22 protein-coding genes are annotated in these 22,509 nt (G+C 67.4%); 11 read left to right on the top strand and 11 right to left on the bottom strand.

Annotated elements, in window-relative coordinates:
* The first annotated feature begins 105 nt into the window (after nucleotides 1-105).
* The gene (locus AC4EEO_RS17540; RefSeq protein ID WP_018763196.1) at nucleotides 106-1,794 is read left to right on the top strand and encodes a sensor histidine kinase; all 1,689 of its coding nucleotides are present in this window, start codon (nucleotides 106-108) and stop codon (nucleotides 1,792-1,794) included.
* Between the two features lie 17 nt (nucleotides 1,795-1,811).
* Here the strand turns inward: AC4EEO_RS17540 and AC4EEO_RS17545 are convergent, their stop codons facing one another.
* Nucleotides 1,812-2,051, bottom strand: a complete 240-nt coding sequence (locus AC4EEO_RS17545; RefSeq protein ID WP_018763195.1) for a hypothetical protein — start codon at nucleotides 2,049-2,051, stop codon at nucleotides 1,812-1,814.
* A gap of 116 nt (nucleotides 2,052-2,167) precedes the next feature.
* On the opposite strand from AC4EEO_RS17545, the gene AC4EEO_RS17550 reads away from it, so the two are divergent.
* From AC4EEO_RS17550 to AC4EEO_RS17565, 4 genes are all read left to right on the top strand, one after another.
* Entirely contained in the window at nucleotides 2,168-2,656 is a 489-nt protein-coding gene (locus AC4EEO_RS17550) for an NUDIX hydrolase (RefSeq protein ID WP_018763194.1), read from the top strand.
* A 102-nt stretch (nucleotides 2,657-2,758) separates the two neighbouring features.
* Entirely contained in the window at nucleotides 2,759-3,643 is an 885-nt protein-coding gene (locus tag AC4EEO_RS17555) for a LysR family transcriptional regulator (protein WP_018763193.1), read from the top strand.
* Nucleotides 3,644-3,804: 161 nt separating this feature from the next.
* Nucleotides 3,805-4,719: a 5-dehydro-4-deoxyglucarate dehydratase gene (gene kdgD / locus AC4EEO_RS17560; protein WP_018763192.1), complete on the top strand. Its 915-nt coding sequence runs from the start codon at nucleotides 3,805-3,807 to the stop codon at nucleotides 4,717-4,719.
* A 37-nt stretch (nucleotides 4,720-4,756) separates the two neighbouring features.
* Nucleotides 4,757-6,370, top strand: coding sequence for an aldehyde dehydrogenase (NADP(+)) (locus AC4EEO_RS17565; protein ID WP_491339384.1), 1,614 nt, complete (start codon nucleotides 4,757-4,759; stop codon nucleotides 6,368-6,370).
* A gap of 1 nt (nucleotide 6,371) precedes the next feature.
* On the opposite strand, the gene AC4EEO_RS17570 is transcribed toward AC4EEO_RS17565, so the two are convergent.
* Both AC4EEO_RS17570 and AC4EEO_RS17575 read right to left on the bottom strand, forming a co-directional pair.
* Nucleotides 6,372-7,607 (bottom strand): beta-ketoacyl-[acyl-carrier-protein] synthase family protein, encoded by a 1,236-nt coding sequence (locus tag AC4EEO_RS17570; RefSeq protein WP_018763190.1) that lies wholly within the window; start codon nucleotides 7,605-7,607, stop codon nucleotides 6,372-6,374.
* Between the two features lie 10 nt (nucleotides 7,608-7,617).
* Nucleotides 7,618-9,231 (bottom strand): peptide chain release factor 3, encoded by a 1,614-nt coding sequence (locus tag AC4EEO_RS17575; RefSeq protein WP_109044043.1) that lies wholly within the window; start codon nucleotides 9,229-9,231, stop codon nucleotides 7,618-7,620.
* A gap of 195 nt (nucleotides 9,232-9,426) precedes the next feature.
* Between AC4EEO_RS17575 and AC4EEO_RS17580 the strand changes: the two genes are divergently transcribed.
* The 3 genes from AC4EEO_RS17580 to disA all read left to right on the top strand — a co-directional run bounded on the left by AC4EEO_RS17580 (nucleotide 9,427) and on the right by disA (nucleotide 11,534).
* On the top strand, nucleotides 9,427-9,669 hold the full coding sequence (locus AC4EEO_RS17580; RefSeq protein ID WP_109044044.1) for a hypothetical protein: 243 nt from the start codon (nucleotides 9,427-9,429) through the stop codon (nucleotides 9,667-9,669).
* Between the two features lie 40 nt (nucleotides 9,670-9,709).
* Nucleotides 9,710-10,213: a 2'-5' RNA ligase family protein gene (locus AC4EEO_RS17585; RefSeq protein ID WP_018763187.1), complete on the top strand. Its 504-nt coding sequence runs from the start codon at nucleotides 9,710-9,712 to the stop codon at nucleotides 10,211-10,213.
* 244 nt (nucleotides 10,214-10,457) lie between these two features.
* Entirely contained in the window at nucleotides 10,458-11,534 is a 1,077-nt protein-coding gene (gene disA, locus AC4EEO_RS17590; protein ID WP_018763186.1) for a DNA integrity scanning diadenylate cyclase DisA, read from the top strand.
* Between the two features lie 53 nt (nucleotides 11,535-11,587).
* Here the strand turns inward: disA and AC4EEO_RS17595 are convergent, their stop codons facing one another.
* Nucleotides 11,588-12,271 carry a hypothetical protein gene (locus AC4EEO_RS17595; protein ID WP_491329114.1) on the bottom strand — a complete coding sequence of 228 codons (684 nt, stop codon included), beginning with the start codon at nucleotides 12,269-12,271 and terminating at the stop codon, nucleotides 11,588-11,590.
* A 148-nt stretch (nucleotides 12,272-12,419) separates the two neighbouring features.
* Here AC4EEO_RS17595 and AC4EEO_RS17600 point away from each other — a divergent pair, with 148 nt between their 5' ends.
* The 3 genes from AC4EEO_RS17600 to AC4EEO_RS17610 all read left to right on the top strand — a co-directional run bounded on the left by AC4EEO_RS17600 (nucleotide 12,420) and on the right by AC4EEO_RS17610 (nucleotide 14,418).
* Complete coding sequence (locus tag AC4EEO_RS17600) at nucleotides 12,420-13,364, top strand: HhH-GPD family protein (protein WP_018763184.1); 945 nt, start codon at nucleotides 12,420-12,422, stop codon at nucleotides 13,362-13,364.
* Between the two features lie 60 nt (nucleotides 13,365-13,424).
* A complete protein-coding gene (locus tag AC4EEO_RS17605; protein ID WP_491339385.1) occupies nucleotides 13,425-13,856 on the top strand; it encodes a DUF3592 domain-containing protein in 432 nt (143 codons plus the stop codon).
* A 79-nt stretch (nucleotides 13,857-13,935) separates the two neighbouring features.
* A complete protein-coding gene (locus AC4EEO_RS17610) occupies nucleotides 13,936-14,418 on the top strand; it encodes a hypothetical protein (RefSeq protein WP_109044047.1) in 483 nt (160 codons plus the stop codon).
* A 7-nt stretch (nucleotides 14,419-14,425) separates the two neighbouring features.
* On the opposite strand, the gene AC4EEO_RS17615 is transcribed toward AC4EEO_RS17610, so the two are convergent.
* The 7 genes from AC4EEO_RS17615 to AC4EEO_RS17645 all read right to left on the bottom strand — a co-directional run bounded on the left by AC4EEO_RS17615 (nucleotide 14,426) and on the right by AC4EEO_RS17645 (nucleotide 22,483).
* On the bottom strand, nucleotides 14,426-14,599 hold the full coding sequence (locus AC4EEO_RS17615) for a hypothetical protein (RefSeq protein ID WP_018763181.1): 174 nt from the start codon (nucleotides 14,597-14,599) through the stop codon (nucleotides 14,426-14,428).
* 69 nt (nucleotides 14,600-14,668) lie between these two features.
* Entirely contained in the window at nucleotides 14,669-15,361 is a 693-nt protein-coding gene (gene dhaM / locus AC4EEO_RS17620) for a dihydroxyacetone kinase phosphoryl donor subunit DhaM (protein ID WP_109044048.1), read from the bottom strand.
* Nucleotides 15,358-15,990: a dihydroxyacetone kinase subunit DhaL gene (gene dhaL, locus AC4EEO_RS17625; protein WP_109044049.1), complete on the bottom strand. Its 633-nt coding sequence runs from the start codon at nucleotides 15,988-15,990 to the stop codon at nucleotides 15,358-15,360. The genes dhaM and dhaL overlap by 4 nt, the downstream gene beginning before the upstream one ends.
* A 2-nt stretch (nucleotides 15,991-15,992) precedes the next feature.
* On the bottom strand, nucleotides 15,993-16,994 hold the full coding sequence (gene dhaK / locus AC4EEO_RS17630) for a dihydroxyacetone kinase subunit DhaK (RefSeq protein ID WP_109044050.1): 1,002 nt from the start codon (nucleotides 16,992-16,994) through the stop codon (nucleotides 15,993-15,995).
* A gap of 238 nt (nucleotides 16,995-17,232) precedes the next feature.
* Complete coding sequence (locus AC4EEO_RS17635) at nucleotides 17,233-17,742, bottom strand: amino-acid N-acetyltransferase (protein WP_018763177.1); 510 nt, start codon at nucleotides 17,740-17,742, stop codon at nucleotides 17,233-17,235.
* A 34-nt stretch (nucleotides 17,743-17,776) separates the two neighbouring features.
* Entirely contained in the window at nucleotides 17,777-19,903 is a 2,127-nt protein-coding gene (locus AC4EEO_RS17640) for a S9 family peptidase (protein WP_491339386.1), read from the bottom strand.
* Between the two features lie 87 nt (nucleotides 19,904-19,990).
* A complete protein-coding gene (locus AC4EEO_RS17645; protein WP_026266017.1) occupies nucleotides 19,991-22,483 on the bottom strand; it encodes an ATP-dependent Clp protease ATP-binding subunit in 2,493 nt (830 codons plus the stop codon).
* Between the last annotated feature and the right edge of the window lie 26 nt (nucleotides 22,484-22,509).

The following is a 22,509-nucleotide window of genomic DNA, read 5'->3' on the forward strand; positions in this document are numbered from 1 at the left end:
GCCAATAAACCCGCCGCCCACCGTGAGAACCTGCATTCACCCGGGTACTGTGGCTGCAGGACCTTCTTGCAAACGGAGGCATGACATTTCTGTGCTGGGGGCAGCGTGGTAATCCGGGAACCGCAGGGCACCACCGATGTGCCCGGCCTGGCGCGCAATGCGCTGCCCGAACCAGTGGTGTCGGACCGGCTTGACGGGCTCTTCGGTGGGCTCAGCGCCCGGCAACGGGTGATGGCCAGCCAACTGCCCGTCAGCCTGACCGTGGCACTGGTGGTGGTGGCGGCCGCCGTGTTCAGCCCGTGGACCCTCACGGACAGCAGGTTCCTGAACGCTTTGCTGTTCCACCTGGCGATCGCCGCAGCGTGCGTCGCCGTCCCGTGGGGACGGCTCCCGTCCGGAGCATTCGCCGTCATCCCGCTTCTTGACTGCTTCGCCATCGGCTTTACCCGCGAGGCCGGCGGGCCCCCGTTCAGTGTCCTGAGCCTGACGCTGGTATTCCCCGTCATTTGGCTCTCGGCCCAGGTCCGGCCGTACATGCCCGCCCTCGCCATTGCCGGGACCGTCCTCAGCACCGTGGTCCCGGCAGCAGCACTGGGGTCGCCGCCTGTGGCCGGCTCGATGATCCGTGTCCTCATCCTGCCCCTGGTCATGTCCGTTATGGCCGTAACCGCGCACGTGGTGGCCACCACCATCCGCAGGCACCGGACCAAGCTGATGGACAGCGAGTATCACCTTGGCCGGACGCTGGACGAAAGCGTCCGGCGCCAGAACCTGCTTGATGCAGTGCTCGGCGCCGTGGGCGTGGGCGTGTGGGTGGTGGACCGCAACGGCAACACGGTGCTGACGAACAAGACCCTGCAGTCCGATCCTGCGCTGGCCGGCCTTGTTGGAGTGGGCGGCGGACATACCCAGTTGCTGGCGGCAGACCGCACCACGCCTGTTCCGGCCGGTTCACGTCCTGCTGAGCGCGCCGCCGCCGGGGAAGCGTTCATGGACGAGCTCTACTGGGCCGGGCCGGCGGACGGCCAGCGCGCCTATTCAGTGAGCTCACATGGCTTTCCTGCTGCCGGCGGCCAGGAAGCCGGCGGGGTCATCACCTTCGCGGACGTGACCGACCTGATCAGCGCCCTGGCTGCCAAGGACGACTTCGTGGCCACGGTTTCGCACGAGCTGCGGACTCCCCTGACCTCAATCCTCGGCTACCTCGAACTGGTCCTCGACGAGCCTGGCCACGACGACATCCGCGCAGAACTGCTGGTGGTCCGGCGCAACGCTGACCACCTGATGGGCCTGGTGAACGACCTCATTGCCGTGGCCTCCGAACGCGTGGAGCTGTCCCTGGAGGAGACGGACCTTGCCCAGCTGGTGAGCCGCGCGGTTGACGCCGCACTGCCCCGCGCGGCCGGGAACGGCCTGCAGGTGAAGCTCGAGGTGGAACAGCCGCTCCCGGTGCGCGCAGACCCGGCCAGGATCAGCCAGGTCCTGCACAACCTGCTGTCCAACGCCGTCAAATACTCCCCGGACGGTGGGCTCATCACCGCCACCGCTGCCAGGACCGAGGCCGGGCTGGTTTGTTCCATCACGGACACCGGCGTGGGCATGAGCGAAGAAGAGCAGGAGCAGGCATTTACCAAGTTCTTCCGCTCCGCGCGCTCGCGGTCCACTGCCATACCGGGGGCAGGCTTGGGATTGCCGGTCAGCAAGACCATCGTGGAAGGCCACGGCGGATCGATCAGCCTGGCCAGCGAACCCGGTTCGGGCACCAGCGCCACTTTCATCCTGCCGGAATCATGAGCCGCCCGGGGCGGCGATCAGGAACCGGAGCCGGTCAACCAGTTCGAGACGTCACTGCGCAGCACCATAAGGGGCCCGCCGGTTGAGCTGACGTTGCCGTTTGCCACGTAGTAGCCGCGGCCGGATCCCGTTCCCCCGGCGGCACGGTCCAGCGCTTCCACCAGGTGCCGCGGCAGGTGGCCCTGCGGACCCAGGCTGCGGAGTTCAGCAACTTCCTCCGGCGTGAGCCGTCCCAAAACCTCAGCAATATTGGCCATGACCGGGTCCCTTCGAGCAGAGTGCCTGAAGGAATAACCTAAAGCAGGGCCGTGAATACCACGTTAACGGCGGACGGCGATTGAGCGTCGTCAACAACAGCCGGGAAGGAACCCAAATGCCGGTTCGAAGTGCAGGCATCCTGCTGTACCAGCGGCCTCAGGGCGACGCGGCCGGCCCCGGCGATGGGCTGCAGGTGTGGATTGCCCACATGGGCGGCCCGTTCTGGAGCAGTAAGGACGCCCATGCCTGGTCCATCCCCAAAGGGGAGTACTCCGACGGCGAGGATGCACTGGCCGCGGCGCAGCGCGAATTCGCCGAGGAAATGGGCGTCCCCGCCCCTGGCGCCGAATACCGCCTGTTGGGTGAATTCCGGCAGTCGTCGGGAAAAATAATTACCGTCTTCGCAGCCGAGGCCGGATTTTCACCGGAAGCCATCCGCAGCAACACCTTCCCCCTTGAATGGCCTAAGGGATCGGGAAAGATCCAGCACTACCCCGAGATCGACGACGCCCGGTGGTTCCCGGAGCAAGAGGCCCGGCTCAAACTCGTGAAGGGCCAGCTGCCCGTCCTGGACGCGCTGCTCCAGGACCTTTCACCGGCCTAGGCAGGAACTTGCAGCTGTTCCTTGGCCCGGCCTTGACGGCGGCCACTGACATTGCGATGCCCGGCTAAGCTAAGTCGTTACCTTTGATACCCGGAGGGCATCATGTTCACGTTCGACCAACTGGCCGGCTTCATCGCCGTAGCGGAGGAGCTGCACTTCGGCAGGGCTGCCGAGCGGCTGAACATGACGCAGCCTCCCCTGAGCCGGCAGATCCAAAAGCTGGAGAAGATCGTCGGGGCCGAGCTGCTGGAGCGGGACAACCGCAAGGTGGAGCTCACCTCCGCCGGCCGGACGTTCCTGGACGAGGCCCGACGGCTCATGGCGCTGGCCGAACGCGCACCTGCAACGGCCCGCCGGATCGCGTCCGGACGCTCGGGCGTGCTGCGGATCGGTTTCACGGCAGCCAGCGGCTTCAGCATTCTTGGCCCCGTGCTGGACGAGCTGTCACGCGTCATCCCCGACGTCGATATCGAGCTGCAGGAACTGGTCACCGGCGAGCAACTTGCGGGGCTGCTGACCGGCGAACTGGATCTGGGCCTCGCCCGCCCACCCTTCGACCGTGCCACCTTTGACTCGCGCCTGCTTTACCGGGAATCCATGGTGCTTGCCGTACCGGAAGGTCACCGGCTCGCACTCCTGGACCGGCCGGTCACCGCGGACGACCTCAACGACGAGCCACTGATCATGCATTCCCCCACCCAGGCCCGATACTTCTACGACCTCGTCGTCCGCATGTTCCCCGTCCGGCACGCCAACGTGGTGCATACGGTCAGCCAGATCCTCACCATGGTTTCGCTGGTGGCCGCAAAGCGCGGTCTGGCCTTCGTTCCCCACTCGGCCACCACGCTGGGCATAGACGGCGTCGGCTTCCTGCCACTGGCGGGCGGGAGCCGCGAGCCAGTGGAACTGCACGCCCTGTGGAACCGGCGGATCACCAACCCCGCGCTCTCCCGCCTGCTCCGGGACCTGGAATTCGCCACGGAATAACTGCGCCTCCCGGGTCCGGCACAAGGCACGCGGATTCATTTTGCCATGCCTCAAAGGTATCAAAGCATCCAATAAAGCACTTGGACAGGCATCAATGACGGTCCCTAGGCTGGAGAAAATCACCCAAACCCGCCGCCCGCGGCAACACACCGGAGGACCCCATGGCAAGGTACACACCCCAGGAACTGGCGGACACCCTCAAGGAAGGACTGCTGTCCTTTCCCGTCACCTCGTTCGATGCAACCTTGGCGTTCGACGAGGAGAACTACCGCAAGCACCTGGCGTGGCAGGCAAGCTTCCCGGTGGCCGGCCTGTTCGCTGCCGGCGGCACCGGCGAAGGCTTCTCCCTCACCCCGGCCGAATCGGAACGGGTGGTGCGCACCGCCGTCGAGGAAGTGGGAGCCCGGGTCCCCGTGCTGGCATCGGCCGGCGGGTCCACCGCCCAAGCCATCGAAAACGCCAAGGCGGCAGAAGCCGCCGGCGCAGAAGGCATCCTGCTGCTGCCGCCCTACCTGACCGAAGCAGACCAGGAAGGGCTGGCCGGGCACGTCAGTGCCGTCTGCCGCGCAACCTCGCTCGGCGTCATCATCTACAACCGCGCCAACGCCATCTACAAGGACACCACCGTGGCGACCCTGGCCGAACGGCACCAGAACCTGATCGGGTTCAAGGATGGCGTCGGAGACCTGGAACATGACGCCCGCGTCTACGCCAAGCTCGGTGACCGGCTCTTCTACCTGGGCGGCCTGCCCACCGCGGAAACGTTCGCCCTGCCCCTGCTGCAGCTGGGGATGAGCACCTACTCGAGCGCCATGTACAACTTCGTCCCGCAGTTCGCGCTGGATTTCTACCAGGACGTCCGCAACAACGACCGCGCCGCCGTCAACAAGAAGCTCAACGAGTTCGTGGTCCCCTACCTGGACATCCGCGACCGTGTGAAAGGCTACTCGGTGTCCATCGTGAAGGGCGGCCTGGACGCCATCGGCCGGTCGGCAGGGCCGGTGCGCACGCCGCTGCAGAACCTGGCTCCGCAGGACCTCGCGGACCTCAAAGCCCTGATCGCCACCGTTTCCTGAGAGACAAACAGCACCACTCCCACCACAGGAGGAACCCATGAACCTCACCGGACATTCACTCATCGCCGGCCGGACGGTTGCCGGCGACGGCAAGACCACCAACGGCTTCAATCCGGCCACCAATAAGGCCCTGGAACCGGCCTATTCCCTGCTCACCGCGGAACAGGTCAAGGCCGCAACGGCCGCAGCCGCCGAAGCGTTCCCGTCCTTTCGCGCCCTGGACCCGGAAACCCACGCCGCGTTCCTGGAAGCCATCGCGGACAACATCGACGCCATCGGGGATGAACTCATCACCCGCGCCGGGCAGGAAACCGGCCTGCCCGCAGCCCGGCTCACCGGTGAGCGGGCCCGCACCACCGGCCAGCTGCGCCTGTTCGCCGGCGTGGTCCGCCAAGGCGACTTCCGCGGCGTCCGGATCGACCCCGCCCTCCCCGACCGCACACCGCTCCCCCGCGCAGACATCCGCCAGCGCCAGATACCGCTCGGCCCGGTGGCCGTGTTCGGCGCCAGCAACTTCCCGCTCGCCTTCTCGACGGCGGGCGGAGACACTGCCTCGGCCCTCGCCGCAGGCTGCCCGGTCGTCTTAAAGGCCCACAACGCCCACCCCGGCACCAGCGAACTCGTGGGCCAGGCCGTCAGCAAAGCCGTCAAGGAAGCAGGACTGCATCCCGGCGTCTTCTCCCTGATCTACGGTCCCGGCTCCAGCATCGGCCAGGCACTGGTCGCCGACCCCGCCATCAAGGCTGTCGGCTTCACCGGGTCCCAGACCGCCGGCCTCGCCCTGATGCGCACCGCCGCCGCGCGCCCGGAACCCATCCCGGTCTACGCGGAAATGTCCTCCCTGAACCCGGTGTTCGTTTTCGAGGGCGCCCTCGCCGGCAGCCCCGAAAGCATCGACGCCCTGGCCCGGCAATACGTCGCCTCCGTCACGGGCAGCTCAGGCCAGCTTTGCACCTCCCCCGGCCTGCTGTTCGCCCCCGCAGGAGAGCCGGGAGACAAACTCGCCGCCGCCGTCGGACGCGCCATCGCCGCCAGCACCGGCCAGACCATGCTCACCGAAGGCATCGCCGCGTCCTGGAACACCGGAACCGAAGCGCTCAGCTCGGCCGCCGGCGTCGAACTGATTGGCCAGGGCTCTCCCGGCACCACCGACAACGCCCCGGCACCGGCCATCTACGGCACCGGCGTGGACCAGTTCACCGGCAACCCCATCCTGCACCAGGAAATCTTCGGTGCGGCGTCCCTGGTGATCCGCTACAAGAGCATCGAAGACCTGCTGCAGGCTGCCTCCCGGATAGAGGGCCAGCTCACCGCATCCCTGCAGCTCACCGAACCGGACTACCCGACGGCGGCACGGCTGATCCCCGTCCTCGAACAAAAAGTGGGACGCATCATCGTCAACGGCTGGCCCACCGGGGTGGAAGTTGGCCACGCCATGGTCCACGGCGGCCCCTTCCCGGCCACGTCGGACACCCGCACCACGTCGGTGGGAACGCTGGCCATCAACCGCTTCCTGCGCCCGGTGGCCTACCAGGACCTGCCCCAGGAACTGCTCCCCGAGGCGTTGCAGGACGCCAACCCCTGGCACCTGAACCGGCGGATCGACGGCGAGGTCGCCCCCGCCGAAGCGGAAGCCGCGCTGGGCGCGTAACTTACGCGCCCGTTATCACCAAGGCCACGCTGTGGCCGCCAAAACCGAAGGCATTCACCAGCCCTGCCGGGGCAAATCCCGGCGGAAGGCGGTGGGTGCCTTCGGTGATGACGTTGAGGTCCACGTCGGGGTCCTGCTCCTCCACGTTAAGCGTTCCCGGCACCTGGCCGGTCCGCAGGGCTTCGAGGACCACGACGGCGGCCAGGGACCCGGCACCGCCCAGCAGGTGGCCGGTGTGCCCCTTGGTGGAGGTGACCGGCACGTCGGCGCCGAAGACGGCGTTGATGGCCTGGCCTTCCAGCCGGTCACCAACGGGAGTGGAGGTGGCATGCGCATGGATGAACCCGATGTCCGCCGGCTGCATCCCGGCCGAGTCAAGCGCCTTCTGCATGACCCGGCGCTGCATGGCGGGGTCCGCGGCCACGATGTCGTTGGCGTCGGAGGTCACGGCCCCGCCGGCCACGGCACCCAGCACGGCGGCACCGCGCGCACGTGCGTGTGCCTCACTTTCCAGCACCACCACTGCGGCGCCTTCTGCAAGCACAAAGCCGTCCCTGCCGCCGTCGAACGGGCGGGAGGCGCGCTGCGGATCGCCGGTGCGCGTGGACAGGGCACGGATCTGCGAAAAGCCGCTGATCACCAGATCGTTCACCGAGGCGTCCACCCCGCCGGCAATCACGACGTCGGCGGCACCCGAGCGGATCATTTCGGCAGCCTGCACAATCGCCTCAGCCCCTGACGCGCAGGCGCTCACGGGCGTCCGGGCGCCGCCACGGGCACCAAGGTCGATGGACACCCACGCGGCGGGGCCGTTGACCATGAGACGGGTGAGGGTGTGCGGGGACACCTTGCGCGGGCCGGAGCGTCCCAGCGCGCGGTCCTGCTCCAGGGTGGAGCCAAGGCCGCCGTAGGCGGAGCCGATCACCACGGCGAACCGCTCCGGGTCCACGTCCGGGGTGCCCGCTTGGGTCCAGGCTTCCCGCGCCGCGACCAGGGCCAGCTGGCCGCAGCGGTCCATCCGTTTCATTTCACGGGTGCCCAGGTGCTCCGAAAGGTCCGCCGTGACCTGCCCGGCGATCTTGACCGGCAACTGCTCCGCCCAGTCCTGGGTCAGCTCCGCAATCCCTGAGCGCCCGTCCAGCAGCGCCTCCCAGGTTTCCTTCACGGTGGAACCGAGCGGGTTGATGGTTCCGGCGCCGGTGACCAGGACGCGTGGTTGGACAGGCATGTCAGGCATCGGAGCCGCCCTACTTCGCCGGGTTGTGCGTGCCGATGGGCAGCAGCGTCAGGTCCGGATGGTTCTTCTCGATCCGCCGCAGCGCCCAAACGTCATTGAACAATGCGAGGTATTCGCCGTCGGACCGCAGGAGCACCTCCGCGCCCGGAACGTTGGCCAGGGCAGGCATAGCGTCCGCCGTCGAAATCCGGGCCAGGGAGTACGGCAGGCGCTCCAGGCGCATGGGAGCGCTGAAGTCGTGCGCCATGCGGTCCTCCACCACCTCGAACTGCATGGGTCCGACGGCGGCGAGCACCGGTGCCTGGTCGCCGCGCAGGTCGGAGCGGAGGAGCTGGATGACGCCCTCATGCTCGAGCTGTTCGATGCCGCGGCGGAACTGCTTGAACTTGCTGGGGTCCTTGGACCGTGCCACCTGGAAGTGTTCCGGGGCGAACAGCGGGATGGCCGGGTATTCCACTGCTTCGTCAAGGAACAGGCTGTCTCCCACCCGCAGCGAGGAAGCGTTGACCAAGCCAACCACATCGCCGGGGTAGGCCTCGTCGATGACCTCGCGTTCGCGGCCGAAAACCTGCTGTGCGTACTTGGTGGCGAATGATTTTCCGGTGCGGGTCTGGGTGACCACCATCCCGCGCTCAAAGACGCCGGAGCAGACGCGGATAAAGGCCACGTGGTCCCGGTGCGCCTTGTTCATGCCGGCCTGGACCTTGAACACGAAGCCGGAGAACGGCGCTTCCACCGCTCGGGGGTTGCCGTCGATGTCCGGCCGGGGAGCTGCGGGCGGAGCGAAATCCACCAGGGCGTCCAGCAGTTCCTTGACACCGAAGTTGAGTGCGGCCGAACTGAACAGGATGGGGGTGGCCTTGCCGGCGTGGAAGGCATCGACGTCGAACTCAAGGTTGGACTCGATGACCAGTCCGGCCTCATCCACGGCGTCGGACCAGTTGCTGCCCTGGTTTTCGGCGGCTTCCTCCGGCGTGAAGTATTCCGTGATGGCGATCTGGGCGCCGGCATTGTTCCGCTGGAACCGGGCAAAGCGGTCGTTGCGGAGGTCCCAGACGCCGCGGAAATCGCCCGAGATGCCCACGGCCCAGGTCAGCGGCATGGGCTGCAGGCCGGTGCGTTCGGTGATTTCATCCATCAGGGCCAGGGCGTCCAGGCCCGGGCGGTCCCACTTGTTGATGACGGTGATGATGGGCAGGTTGCGCTGCTTGCAGACGTCGAAGAGCTTCATGGTCTGGGTTTCCAGGCCCTTGGCGGCGTCCACCAGCATCACTGCACAGTCGACGGCGGCGAGCACCCGGTAGGTGTCCTCGGAGAAGTCGGCGTGGCCGGGGGTGTCCAGCAGGTTGATGACGGTGTCCCGGTAGGAGAACTGCAGCGCCGCAGAACTGATGGAGATACCGCGGTCCTTTTCCATCTGCATCCAGTCCGAGACCGTTTCCCGGCGGTTGGCCTTGCCGCTTGAGGCGCCGGCCGTGCCGATCACCTTTGCGTGCAGGGCCAGCGCTTCGGTGAGCGTGGACTTACCGGCGTCCGGGTGGGAAATGACGGCGAAGGTCCTGCGGCGGCCCGCTTCCTTGTGAATCTCGGAGATCCGGGCGGGGGTCAGGACATCTTGGGACACGGTGCTACTTTCGCTGCGGTTGTGGCTGCCCAGGGGCCTGTCGGGTAGTGCGCTGCGACTCAAGGGCGGGGAATGTCATTGGCAAGCGGCCAAAGTACAAGTTTATCGCAGGGCCGCAAACGGGAGCCGTTCCGCTTAACGAGTGCGAAACCGGACGTTCAAGGCCACGAAATGCGTACCGGCTAGCTTGGGCGGATGATGCACGGTCCCACCTTCTCCGGCAACCTTTTCTTCGATCCGCTGGCAACAAACCTCGGCAACAACCTCGCGGCAGGCCTGGCCACCGCCGGAACTGCCGACCCGGCTCCCGCCAGGCACCCCGGGGCGGCGCGGAAGCGCGGTGTCCAGTCGGCCGCCGAACACAAGGCGCTCAGGGCAGCCTCCCTCTCCAAAGTCAGCCGCGACCTGGAGCGGATGCTCAGGGAACGTAAACGCTGACGTTCCCACCATCGTGCCGCGGGAACGGCATGATGTGTTCATGCGCAGCATCGAGCTGGTCTTCGATGACCCCACCGATTCCCTGGTCAGGGCCGACTGGGCACGGCTTGCGGCTGCCGGCCTCCCCAGCCTGGCGGCGCACACCTCCCCCAGCAACAGCCCGCACATCACGCTGGCTGCAGGCGCAGAGCTGGAGGCCGGTCCGGATGGACCCTGGGACCAGCTGCCCCTGGACGTGACGTTCTCCGGGGCAATCATTTTCCCTGCGGGTACGGGGAAGTACGTCCTGGCCCGCTCGGTCCTGCTGGATCCCGCCCTCTTGGACCTGCACCGCGCGCTGCACCGGGACGTGTCCGGGGCGCTTCCACTGACGCGTCCCGGAGCCTGGACGCCGCACGTCACCATTGCCCGGCGCATCGCCGGGCCCCAACTCGGAACAGCGATGGACCTGCTGGACCTGCGCATCGAGGGCCGGTGCACCGGCGCCAGGCTTTGGGACGGGAGCACCAGGACCGTGACGCCCCTGGCCAACGGGTCCTCCTGAACAGGGCCCGGAGCCCGGGCCAACGCAGGGCAAAGTGCCCTCCCGGGACCGGCCGCAGCGCCCACTTTCCCTCCTGTTCCAAGCACCCCCCAATGAGGCACTTTGGGGCTTGCCCGTGCGGAAGTGGCGTTTCTTACCCCTATTATTGAGCTTGCGGGAATCAGCGCACTTTTTGATCCTGCCGGCCAACTGCGGATGCCGGCATTCCCGCGGCCGGCGGTCCGCACCTTTGAAGGGAAACACCATGGCGCGGAGCCCCGAAGAATCGCTGCGGGCCACTCTGGGCAGGGTAGCCCCCGGAACGCCCCTCCGCGACGGCCTGGAACGCATCCTCCGCGGGCGTACCGGTGCGCTGATCGTCCTGGGCTCCGACCGGACCATCGACTCCATCTGCTCCGGCGGTTTCGATATCGGGATCGAGTTCTCGCCCACCCGGCTGCGGGAGCTGGCCAAAATGGACGGCGCCATCATCTGCGACAAGGACGCCGGCAACATCCTGCGGGCCGCCGTCCAGCTGGTCCCGGACTCAAGCATCGAGACACAGGAATCCGGAACCCGCCACCGCACGGCCGAGCGGGTGGCCAAACAGACCGGCGTCCCGGTAATCTCCGTGAGCCAGTCCATGCAGATCATCGCCCTCTACGTCAATGGCCTCCGGCACGTCCTGGAAGGCTCCGAAAACGTCCTGGCCCGCGCCAACCAGGCCCTTGCCACCCTTGAGCGCTACCGCGCCCGGCTGGACCAAGTCACCAGCTCCCTTTCGGCCCTGGAAATCGAGGCGATGGTGACGGTGCGGGACGTGGCCGTGACCTTGCAGCGGCAGGAAATGGTCCGCCGCATCTCCGAGGAAATCTCCCAGTATGTCCTGGAACTCGGCGAGGACGGCCGGCTTCTGTCCCTCCAGCTCGACGAACTCACGGTGGGCCGGGGCCCCGGCAGCGACGTGATCATCCGCGACTACGCCAGCCCCAACGCCTCCGCGGAGGACATCGAGAAGGCCGTCAGTGAACTGGTGAACCTGGGGCCAACGGAATTGATCGACCTGGGCAAGATTTCGGCGATCGTGGGATTCGCCGGCGGCGAGGCCAATCTCGATGCCGTCGTGCAGCCGCGCGGCTACCGGCTGCTGTCCGGCCTGAAGGCAGTTCCCAAGGCCGTGGCGGACCGCCTGGTGGACCATTTCGGTGGCCTGCAGTTCCTGATGGCCGCCACCATCGATGACCTGATGACCGTGGACGGCATCGGCGACCAGCGCGCCCGCACGGTCCGCGAAGGACTGAGCCGGATGGCCGAAGCAAGCCTCCTGGACCGCTTCCTCTAAACACGAATCGAGCTCCCGCGCACCGGGAAACCTCCCGGAGGTTCCCGGTGGGCTCAGTTCAGCTGGAACACGGCCTTAGGGCTGGCCCGCGAGCCCAGTTTCGCGGTGAAGATGTAGTACGCCCCGCCACCGCCGGGTGCTGCCGAGACGGGCTTGCAGCCATCGGCGCTGCGGTTCCGGCCCCAAGGGAAGTTGGCGGTTTCGCTGGCGCCGGGGGCAATGACCTTCTCCAGGTCCTCGCTTGACGCCTGGCAGTCCTTGGAGGAGAAGATCCGGTCCGAGCCGCTGGTGACCAGGAACTCCATTTGCGAGGTTCCGATATTGACCTCGCAGGGCACGGTTCCGCCGTTGGTGACCTTCAGCGTGAGCATCGGGTTTTCGCCGGGACCATAGGCGGCCTTGTCCGTGGACGCCGTCACGGTCACCAGGTTCTGGTTGCACGTGGGTGTGGCTGCGGCAGTAGGCGACGGCGTTGCGGAGGGCGTCGCGGACGCCGTGGCGGACGGCGTCGGGGAAGCCGCCGGATCAGCGGTGGAAGGTTGGGTCGAGGAGGCCTGCTGCGAGCCGCCCTTGAAGGCCCCCGCCAGGGCGAGGCCGCCCAGCACCAGGGCAATCACCAGGAGCAGGGCACCGCCGGCTGCCAGCCGGCGGCGACGGTACACGGCCGGGCTCGGCTTCCGGACGCTGCTGGAACCGGATGCCGTGCCGCGTGCTGATGAATTGCCTTGCCTGCCCATCCTCCTAGGCTATGGAACGCCTCTGGTTCTGCACCGCCACCACGCCGCCGGGCCGCCATCGCTCTGGTCACAACCGGTTTTCAGCGGGCCGGAAACGATCAACTACAGTGTTGGAATCGACACTCAAACCATCGCCACCACCCCGGCCGTGCCCGGCCCGGACCGCCTGCAGCGGCTCCATCACCGGATCAACGGCTGGTTCGCCGGCATCGCCCGCGACCTCCCCTGGCGGGAGCCTGACTGCTCCCCCTGGGGCGTACTGGTCAGCGAGATCATGCTGCAGCAGACCCCCGTGGTGCGGGTGCTTCCCGTCTGGCACGAATGGCTCAAGCGCTGGCCCACCCCGGCCGGCCTGGCCGGCGAACCCGCGGGCGAAGCCGTGCGGTCCTGGGGCCGGCTGGGCTACCCCAGGCGGGCACTCCGGCTGCACGCCGCGGCCACGGCCATTGTGCAGGACCATGGCGGCAAGGTCCCGGACACGTACGCGGCCCTGTTGGCACTTCCCGGGGTGGGCAGCTATACGGCTGCGGCGGTGGCCGCCTTCGCCTACGGCCGCCGGGAAACGGTGGTGGATACCAACATCCGCCGGGTGCACGCCCGGCTGATCTCCGGCGTCGCCCTTCCCGCCCCCGCGCTGACCGCGGCGGAGATGCGCCTGGCCGCGGCACTGCTGCCGGACGACGACGACACCTCCGTGCGCTGGAACGCTGCGGTCATGGAGCTGGGAGCGCTGGTGTGCACGGCCCGGGCACCCAAGTGTGCCGCGTGCCCGGTGAAGGACTCCTGTGCCTGGCTAGCGGCGGGTGAGCCGCCGCCGTCGTACGTGCCCAAAGGCCAGGCCTGGCACGGCACCGACCGGCAGGTCCGCGGCGCCGTCCTGGCCGTCCTGCGGCTGGCCGATGCGCCCGTGCCGCCGGAGATGTTCCAACGCGAACCCGCCGACCTCGGCTTCGCCCCGGAAGGCGTCGGCGTGCCGCTGGCCGCCCTGCACCGGCTCAACTCCGCGCCCGAACAGCTGGAACGGGCGCTTGCCGGGCTGCTCGCGGACGGCCTGGCAGAAATGCACGACGGCGGCTACCGGCTCCCGGCCTGAGCCGCCCGGAGTGCGGGACGGGGATGGCATACTTCTTGGTGACCGGAACCGGGGGAAGCCATGAAGATCATTCTGTACATCGTGTGGGCACTGTTCGTCGCCGCCGCCATCGTCGCGCTGGTGCGCTCCGTGCGCAAAACCAGGCAGCAGGACCAACGGACGGCGGCCTGGCCCAAGACGCAGGCCACAGTAACCGGCAGCACCACCGGCTGGACCAGCGGCGTGGGCGGCTCCAACCGGAACCTCCGCCACTACCCCACCTACCAGTTCACGGATCCGCAGGGCACCCTCTTCATGGGCAAGTCCGAGGTCTCCCTTGCCGAGCAGCCCGTCCCGGGATCCCTCGTGGAGGTGGCGTACAACCCGGCGAATCCCAACGAGTCGTTCCAGGTTTCCTCATCGTCACGTGCCGCCCTCGGCTGCCTGATCCCGTTCTTCGCGGTCTTCGCCATCGCCCTGTTCTGGTTCATCGGAATCTTCCCGTTCGGGTGACCGTGGGGGCGGGTAACGATGTTGCCGCTAATCCGGGACGAACCGCCCTGTAGTCCCGCCCGGGACGTAGCCTGAAAGTATGGGCAGGCCCGGACTCCTGTTGGTTTTGATCACCGCCGCGGTGTCCCTGCCGGCGTGCGGATCCACCCCCAGCGCGTGCCCCGCCATCGCGCAGGCCACCGCCGTCTCCGTCACAGTCAGCGCCGACTACGCTCCGCGGGTCGGCAAGCTGCATCTTCGCGCCTGCCAGGACGGTACGTGCAAGGAGGGGGACCTTGAACTGCGCCCCGGCAGCGCATCCGTTGACCAAGGCTGCGCTGGTGGGATCTGTTCCGCCACGGCCTCGCCCGACGGCACCGCAGTGGGGATGCTCATGCTGGAAACCCTGACCGAATCACCCATGGCCATCACGGCCTCCGGCGCCGCCACAGACGGCTCCGCCCTGCCCGTGCGGACCCTGGAATTCCACCCGCAGGCGGCGTATCCCTTCGGTAAGGAATGCGGCAAGGTCGTGTCAGCATCCGTCACGCTGGACAGCTCGGGGCTGCACCCGCGGACCTGAGCCGGGGCTAGAAGAGCGCCGGCTGGCTGAAAGGTTCGCCTCCCGACGTTCCGGGCACCACACCGCCGTCCACCGGCTCAGCGGTCCATTCGAACCCGAGTTCCGCGAGCAGCTCCTCCACGGATATCTGGCCGTCCAGCACTTCAATATCCGGTGGGTTCTCTGCAGGCGGCCGTTCCATGGCATCGAGCTTATTCCCAGGAATGCGCGCAGGCCTCCGGAACACACCGCGAAGCCACGGATTGGAACGTCACGGTTCACCGAAGCCGGACTGCACCAAGGCGCCCACGTAGCTCACGGCCCGTTCGGCATCCGCGCCCCAGGCCTCCACGTGCAGGACCGAACCCTTGCCTGCACCCAGGGTCATCAGGCCCGTCATGGAGGCGCCGTCCACCCCGTTGATGGTCACTTCCGCGTCGAGGGAGGACAGGCCGCCGGCCATTTTCGCCGCCGGCCGGGCGTGCATGCCGGCCTGGTTTACCAGCTCGAAGTCACCGGTGCAGTCCGGTGGTGCGCCGGCGCCCGGGCCCTCTTCGGCGGCCTGGCCGGAGTCCGGCGCCGGCTGGCGGGCCGAGCCGAACGCCGCCTCCGCAGCACGCTTGACTGCCTGCGCGTCAGCCCCGCCCTGCGCAGCCACCGCCGCGGCCACCAGGCCCTCCACCAGGGGCGCATCTGCGAGCAGGACGCCGTCGGGATCTCCCAGGAACTCGAGAGCCGATTCGGCGGTCATTACGGCCGACCCCAAATCCGTGAGGACCACTGTCCCGTCCCCGCCGGCCTGCTCCAGGGCGGCGAGGACCTTTTCCAGGCTGGTGCCGATCCTGCCGTCGTCGGTGCCTCCGGCGGCCAGGAGCACCACACCAGGTGCCATCTGGGCGGCAAGTTCCGTGGCGCCATCGGCAATCTTTGCGCTGTGGGACACCACCACGATGCTTACGGTCACGCGGCAGCCCCGACTGCCGCGCGCAGGATTAGGGCGCTGGAAACAGCGCCGGGATCCCGGTGCCCGGCACTGCGTTCGCCGAGGTAGCTGGCGCGGCCCTTGCGGGCAATCAGCGGATCCGTGGCAACGGCACCGGCCTCGGCAGCTTCCGCTGCCGCCACGAGGACGCCAAGGAGGCCTGCGCTGCCGCCGTCCGCAGCCGCCCGCGCAGCGTCAACCGCGGGTGTCCACGCGTCCACCATCGTCTTGTCCCCTGGCTCCGCCTTCCCGCGCGCCACGATCCCGTCCCGGGCGGCTGCCAGTGCATCGGCCCAGGCGGAGGGATCGATCTCGGCAGCATCGCCCACCGCCGTGGCGGCGCGCAGGAAAGCGGTACCGTAGAGCGGGCCGGCAGCACCGCCAACCTTGGACATCAGGGTCATTGCCGTCATCTTCAAGGCCGCGCCGGGTGTCTCCGGCATGGATTCGCCGAGCTTGGCCAGGACCGCCTGGAAGCCGCGGTCCATGTTCTCGCCGTGGTCCGAGTCCCCGATGGCCCGGTCCAGTTCGATCAGTTCCACCCGGTGCTCGGCCATGGCCTGCGCGCAGAGGGTCAGCCATTTCACGGCCCAGTTCGCGTCCAGCCCCATGGTTAGACGCCCCAGCGCAGGGCAGCGGTGTGGACGGGGGCGTCCCACAGTTCCGTAAGCTCGTCATCGAGCCGGAGCACCGAGATGGAGCAGCCCTGCATCTCCAGGGCGGTGATGTAGTTGCCCACCAGCGAGCGCTCCACCGTGGCCCCGGCGTCGGCAAGCACCTGCACGGCCCGCCGGTACACGATGTAGAGCTCGCTCAGCGGGGTGCCGCCCATGCCGTTGACGAACAGCAGCACCTTGTCCCCTGCGCTGACGTGCAGGTCGGCAAGGACGGGTTCCAGCAGGCGGTTGGTGATGCTGTCTGCGTTTTCCATCGGGATTTTGTGCCGGCCTGGCTCGCCGTGGATACCGATGCCGATTTCGATCTCGTCGTCGGCAAGGTCGAAGCTCGGGGTGCCGGCGTGGGGAACGGTGCAGGCAGACAGCGCAACGCCCATGGTCCTGACGTTGGCATTGACCCTCTCGCCAATGGCGGCCACGGCGTCGAGGTCGTCGCCGCGTTCCGCCGCGGCCCCGGCGATCTTTTCCACCAGGACGGTGCCTCCCACTCCGCGTCGGCCGGCCGTGTAGAGCGAGTCCTCCACTGCGACGTCGTCGTTGACCAGGACGGTGCGGACGGTGACGCCTTCGGCCTCGGCGAGCTCGGCGGCGGTTTCGAAGTTCAGGACGTCACCGGTGTAGTTCTTGACGATATGCACCACCCCGGCGCCGGAATTGACGGCCAGGGTGGCCGGAAGGATCTGGTCAGGCGTCGGTGAGGTGAACACCGCCCCCGGCACGGCGGCGTCGAGCATTCCTTTGCCCACATAGCCGGCGTGCAGCGGCTCGTGGCCGCTGCCTCCGCCGGAAACCAGCCCCACCTTGCCGGCCACGGGCGCATCCTTGCGCGTGATGTAGATGGGGTCGTTGCTGACCGTGACAAGGTCGGCGTAAGCCAGGCCAAACCCCTGGACGGCTTCCTCGACGACGGATTTGGGATCGTTGATGAGTTTCTTCATGGCGGTGCTCCTGGCTGCGCTCCTGGAGGATGTGTTTTTTGACCCTACTACCGGGGTGGCCGGTGGCGGTAGGTTCGTTCGATCCGGTTTTCCCCGCACCCCTGCCCCGGACGCAGCAAAGGGACAGCCCCCAATGACTGTCCCTTTCCTGAGGCCCCCCATATCCCGGCCACAGATAGTTTATCCATCAATTCGAATAATGCAAGGACGGGTCATTGATTCCTTGCCGGGACGGCGTTCAGAGGATGCGGATCATCCGGGTGTTGCCCAGGGTATTCGGCTTGACGCGGGCCAGGTCCAGGAATTCCGCCACGCCTTCGTCATGGGAGCGCAGGAGCTCCGAGTACACCTCAGGGTCCACGGCGGACTGGTCGGCCATCACTTCGAATCCGTGGCGCTTGAAGAAGTCCACCTCGAATGTCAGGCAGAAAACCCGGGCCACGCCAAGGGCCCGGGCTTCCTCCAACAGCTTCTCCACCAGGACGTGCCCCACCCCCTTGCCCCGCCATTGCCCGGAGGCCGCGAGCGTCCGGATTTCGGCAAGGTCCTCCCACATGACGTGCAACGCCCCGCAGCCGATCACTTCGCCGTCACTGGACTCGGCGATCCTGAACTCCTGCAGGCTCTCGTAGTACGCCACAGTCTCCTTCGCCATCAGGATGCGTTCCTCAGCCAGGGGCGCCACGAGCTTCTTGATGGCCGGGACGTCGCTGGTGCGTGCAGGGCGGATGTGGAAGGAGTCAGTCACAAAGCCATCCTACGAGGTCGGGGTGGCCGGGAATTTAGAGGCCGAGTTCCGGCGGCAGCTCGGTCTCCTGGCCCAGGACGTTCCTGGCCAGGAACCACTCCACCACCTGGTACCAGACCTTGGCGTGCTGTGGCTTGAGGATCCAGTGGTTCTCGTCCGGGAAGTAGAGGAACCGGTGCGGCGTCTGCCCGTCGTCGTCCGCGGCCAGCCGGGACTTGGACAGCAGCTCATACCAGAGGCGCAGGCCCTCGCCGATGGGCACCCGGTAGTCCTTGTCGCCATGGATCACCAGCATGGGGGTGCTGATGTTTTCCGCGTGGAGATGCGGGGAGTTCTCCAGTGCCATCTCCTCGGTCATTTCCTTCAGCCAGTACTGCGAGGCATCCGTGGTGGGACCGAACTGGTCCAGGGCCCACAGGCTGGCGTGGGTCACCACGGCCTTGAACCGGTCCGTGTTGCCCGCAACCCAGTTGGCCATGTAGCCACCAAAAGAGCCTCCCATGGCGGCGGTCCGCGCCGGGTCAATATCCGGGCGCTCCACGGCGGCGTCCGTGACGGCCATGAGGTCGGTGAACGGCGCTTTCCCCCAGGAACCCCAGCCGCGCTGGATGTGCGATTGCCCATATCCGGTGGACAAGGCCGGATCGGGGAGCAGGACGGCGTAGCCCTTGGCCGCCAGGAGCCAGGGGTTCCAACGCCAGGTCCAGGCGTTCCAGGAGCCCAGCGGACCGCCGTGGATCCAGAGCAGCAGCGGCGCCGGGGACCCGGCAGAGGCACCCTCCGGCAGCGCAAGGTATGCGGGGACGCGGGAACCGTCGGCAGCGGAGGCCGCGATGCGCTCCAGCCGTCCGGGACTGGCCGGGCGTTCGGCCGGAGCGGGCAGGCGCGTGGTTTCGCCGGTGGCCAGGTCGATGCGCACGGCCTCGGGTGGGAACGCATAGGAACTCTGGAGGGCGTACGCGTGGCGCCCCTCCGGAGAGATGGCGACGTCGGTGTACGCCGCGGAGTCCTGCGTCACCCTTGTGACGCCCACCTCGGCGGCAGCGGACGGAACGCTGACCCGAAAAACCGGCGACGCGCCGTCGTCGTCCGCCGTGACGAGGATGGCGGAGCCGTCCGGAAGCCAGGCTGCGGGCTTGGCCCAGCGGTCCCAGTCATGAGCGAGGGGCTGCAGGCCGGAAGCGTCGTCGACGGCGGCGTCACCGGACACGTCGAGCAGGTGCAGCTTGATCTCCGGCGCCTTGTGCGGGGTGGAGTCGGACTCGCTGACCACCACGAGCGTCCTGCCGTCAGGGCTGACGGGCCCCGGAAAGTAGCTCATGCCTTCGTGGTCCAGCAGGACCTTGAGGCTGCCCGAGGCCACATCCACGGCCACGAGGATGGATCGACTGTCAGCCTTGGCGAGGGGCTTGGTGTAACTGCTGTAAATGGTCTTCCCGTCCGGGCTGACCACGGTTTCCGCCTCGCGCAGCCGGGGCCCGGCGTCGGGCGTGAGGTTGCGCAGGGCAAGGGGCGCGGTGGCGTCAACCGTGGCGGGCTTGCCAGGAGCCGCGTCCTCCCCCGGCTCGACGGCAAAGATGCGCGGCTGGGCCGGCCCCAGGTCCGCGTCCCAGTAGCGGACCGGGTATTCGCTGTGCAGGATGGCCGAGACCTTCTTGTCCCTCCGGGACTTGCGCCGCTCGGCGTCATCTCCTTCGTCGGCGGATCCGGCCAGGACCTCTGCCGTCACAAAGGCTGCGTCGGCGTCCCTGGCCGTCATGATGCGGCTGATGCCGCCGGGCCGGCTGAGGACCACCCGGGCTTCGCCGCCGTCAGCGGGAAGCATCCAGAGCGCGTTGACCGGCTCCTCGTCCGGGCTGTCCGGGTCCGGCCGTGCGGACGTGAAGTACACGTCACCGTTGGCCGCGAAGGCGGCACCCGCTTCGCCCTTGGCGCTGCGGGTGATGCGGCGGGCGTGTTTTTGTCCTGCCGGGTCCAGCTCCCACAGCGCCGTGGCGAATTCGGTGCCCTTGCCGTTCAGGGTGCTGACGGTGGTGACCAGCCGCGAACCGTCGGGGCTCAGGGCAAGGCCGCTTACCCGTGGGATGGAGAGGTAGTGGTCGAGGTCGTGGAAGGGGGTCAGTGGTTGCTCATCCGGGATCACCGGTTCCAAGTTAGCCATGCCCCGATTCAACACGGTTTGTGCCGCTGATCACAATGCGAAAGCCCCGCCGCTCCGAGGGGAGCGGCGGGGCTTTGGCTGTGGAGGCTAGACGCTCGGGGCGATCTCCGGGATGCGCGGCTTGGCATTGCCCGCGAAGGTGAACTTCGCGTCGTCGCCTTCGCCCTCGACATCCACCACGACGATGTCGCCGGGGTGGATCTCGCCGAACAGGATCTTCTCGGAGAGCTGGTCCTCGATCTCGCGCTGGATGGTGCGGCGCAGCGGCCGGGCACCCATGGCGGGATCGTAGCCGCGGGTTGCCAGGAGCACCTTGGCGGCCTTGGTGAGCTCGATGCCCATGTCCTTGTCCTTGAGGCGCTTCTCCAGGCGGGTGACGAACAGGTCCACGATCTCGATGATCTCGTCCTGGGTCAGCTGCGGGAACACCACGACGTCGTCAACACGGTTCAGGAACTCGGGGCGGAAGTGCTGCTTGAGTTCCTCCGTGACCCGTGCACGCATGCGGTTGTAGCCGGTCTGCGTGTCGGTGCCGGACTGGAAGCCGGTGGCGACGCTCTTGGAGATGTCCCGGGTACCCAGGTTGGTGGTCATGATGATCACGGTGTTCTTGAAGTCCACCACGCGGCCCTGGGAGTCGGTCAGGCGGCCGTCTTCCAGGATCTGCAGCAGCGAGTTGAAGAGGTCCGCGTGGGCCTTTTCCACTTCGTCGAACAGCACCACGGAGAAGGGACGGCGGCGGACTTTCTCGGTCAGCTGGCCACCCTCTTCGTAGCCCACGTAGCCCGGAGGGGCACCGAAGAGCCGCGAGACGGTGTGCTTCTCGGAGTACTCGGACATGTCCAGGGTGATGAGGGCGTCCTCTTCACCGAACAGGAACTCGGCGAGTGCCTTGGCGAGCTCGGTCTTGCCGACGCCGGTGGGGCCGGCGAAGATGAACGAGCCGCCGGGGCGCTTGGGGTCCTTGAGCCCTGCACGGGTGCGGCGGATGGCCTGGGAGAGCGCCTTGATGGCCTCGTCCTGGCCGACGACGCGCTTGTGCAGTTCGTCTTCCATCTTGAGCAGGCGCGAGGACTCTTCCTCGGTCAGCTTGAAGACGGGAATGCCCGTGGAGTTGGCCAGCACCTCGGCGATGAGATCCTCATCCACCTCGGAGATGTCGTCCATGCCGCCGGACTTCCAGTGCCGTTCCTTCTCCGCGCGCTCGGAGATCATCTTCTGCTCCTTGTCACGGAGCGAAGCTGCACCTTCGAAGTCCTGGGCGTCGATGGCGGATTCCTTCTCCATCTTCAGCTTGGCGATGCGCTCGTCCATGGCTTTGAGCTCCGGCGGAGCGGTCATGCGGCGGATGCGCAACCGGGCGCCGGCCTCGTCGATCAGGTCGATCGCCTTGTCCGGCAGGAAGCGGTCCGAGATGTAGCGCTCGGCGAGGCTTGCGGCGGAGGCGAGGGCACCGTCGGTGATGGTGACGCGGTGGTGTGCCTCGTACCGGTCGCGCAGGCCCTTGAGGATCTCGATGGCGTGGGCCACGGAGGGTTCCTTGACCTGGATCGGCTGGAAGCGGCGCTCCAGCGCGGCATCCTTCTCAATGTGCTTGCGGTACTCGTCCAGCGTGGTGGCACCGATGGTCTGCAGCTCGCCGCGGGCCAGCATGGGCTTCAGGATCGAGGCCGCATCGATGGCGCCTTCGGCGGCACCGGCACCCACCAGGGTGTGGATCTCGTCGATGAACAGGATGATGTCGCCACGGGTGCGGATCTCCTTGAGGACCTTCTTGAGCCGCTCTTCGAAGTCGCCGCGGTAGCGGGAACCTGCCACCAGGGAGCCGAGGTCGAGTGTGTAAAGCTGCTTGTCGCGGATGGTCTCCGGGACATCGCCGCGCACGATCGCCTGGGCCAGGCCTTCGACGACGGCGGTCTTGCCGACGCCGGGCTCGCCAATGAGGACAGGGTTGTTCTTGGTGCGGCGGGAAAGGACCTGCATGACACGTTCCATTTCCTGCTCGCGGCCGATGACGGGGTCCAGCTTGTTCTCGCGCGCAGCCTGGGTCAGGTTGCGGCCGAACTGGTCCAGAACGACGGAACCGGCGGGTGCGCCTTCGGGCTGTCCGCCACCGACGCCTGCGCCGGTGGTTTCCTTGCCCTGGTAGCCGGAGAGGAGCTGGATGACCTGCTGGCGGACCCGGTTGAGGTCTGCGCCGAGCTTGACCAGCACCTGGGCGGCGACGCCCTCACCCTCGCGGATGAGGCCGAGCAGGATGTGCTCCGTGCCGATGTAGTTGTGGCCCAACTGGAGGGCTTCGCGCAGCGAGAGCTCCAGTACCTTCTTGGCACGGGGGGTGAAGGGGATGTGGCCGGAAGGAGCCTGCTGGCCCTGCCCGATGATCTCCTGCACCTGCTCGCGAACGCCGTCGAGCGAAATGCTCAAGGACTCAAGAGCTTTAGCGGCAACACCCTCACCCTCATGGATCAGACCCAAGAGGATGTGTTCGGTACCGATGTAATTGTGGTTCAGCATGCGTGCCTCTTCTTGGGCAAGCACAACTACGCGACGGGCACGGTCCGTAAATCGCTCAAACATTTCGCCACACTCCTAGCTACGACGTA

Source organism: Pseudarthrobacter sp. MOO13, from assembly GCF_058267655.1.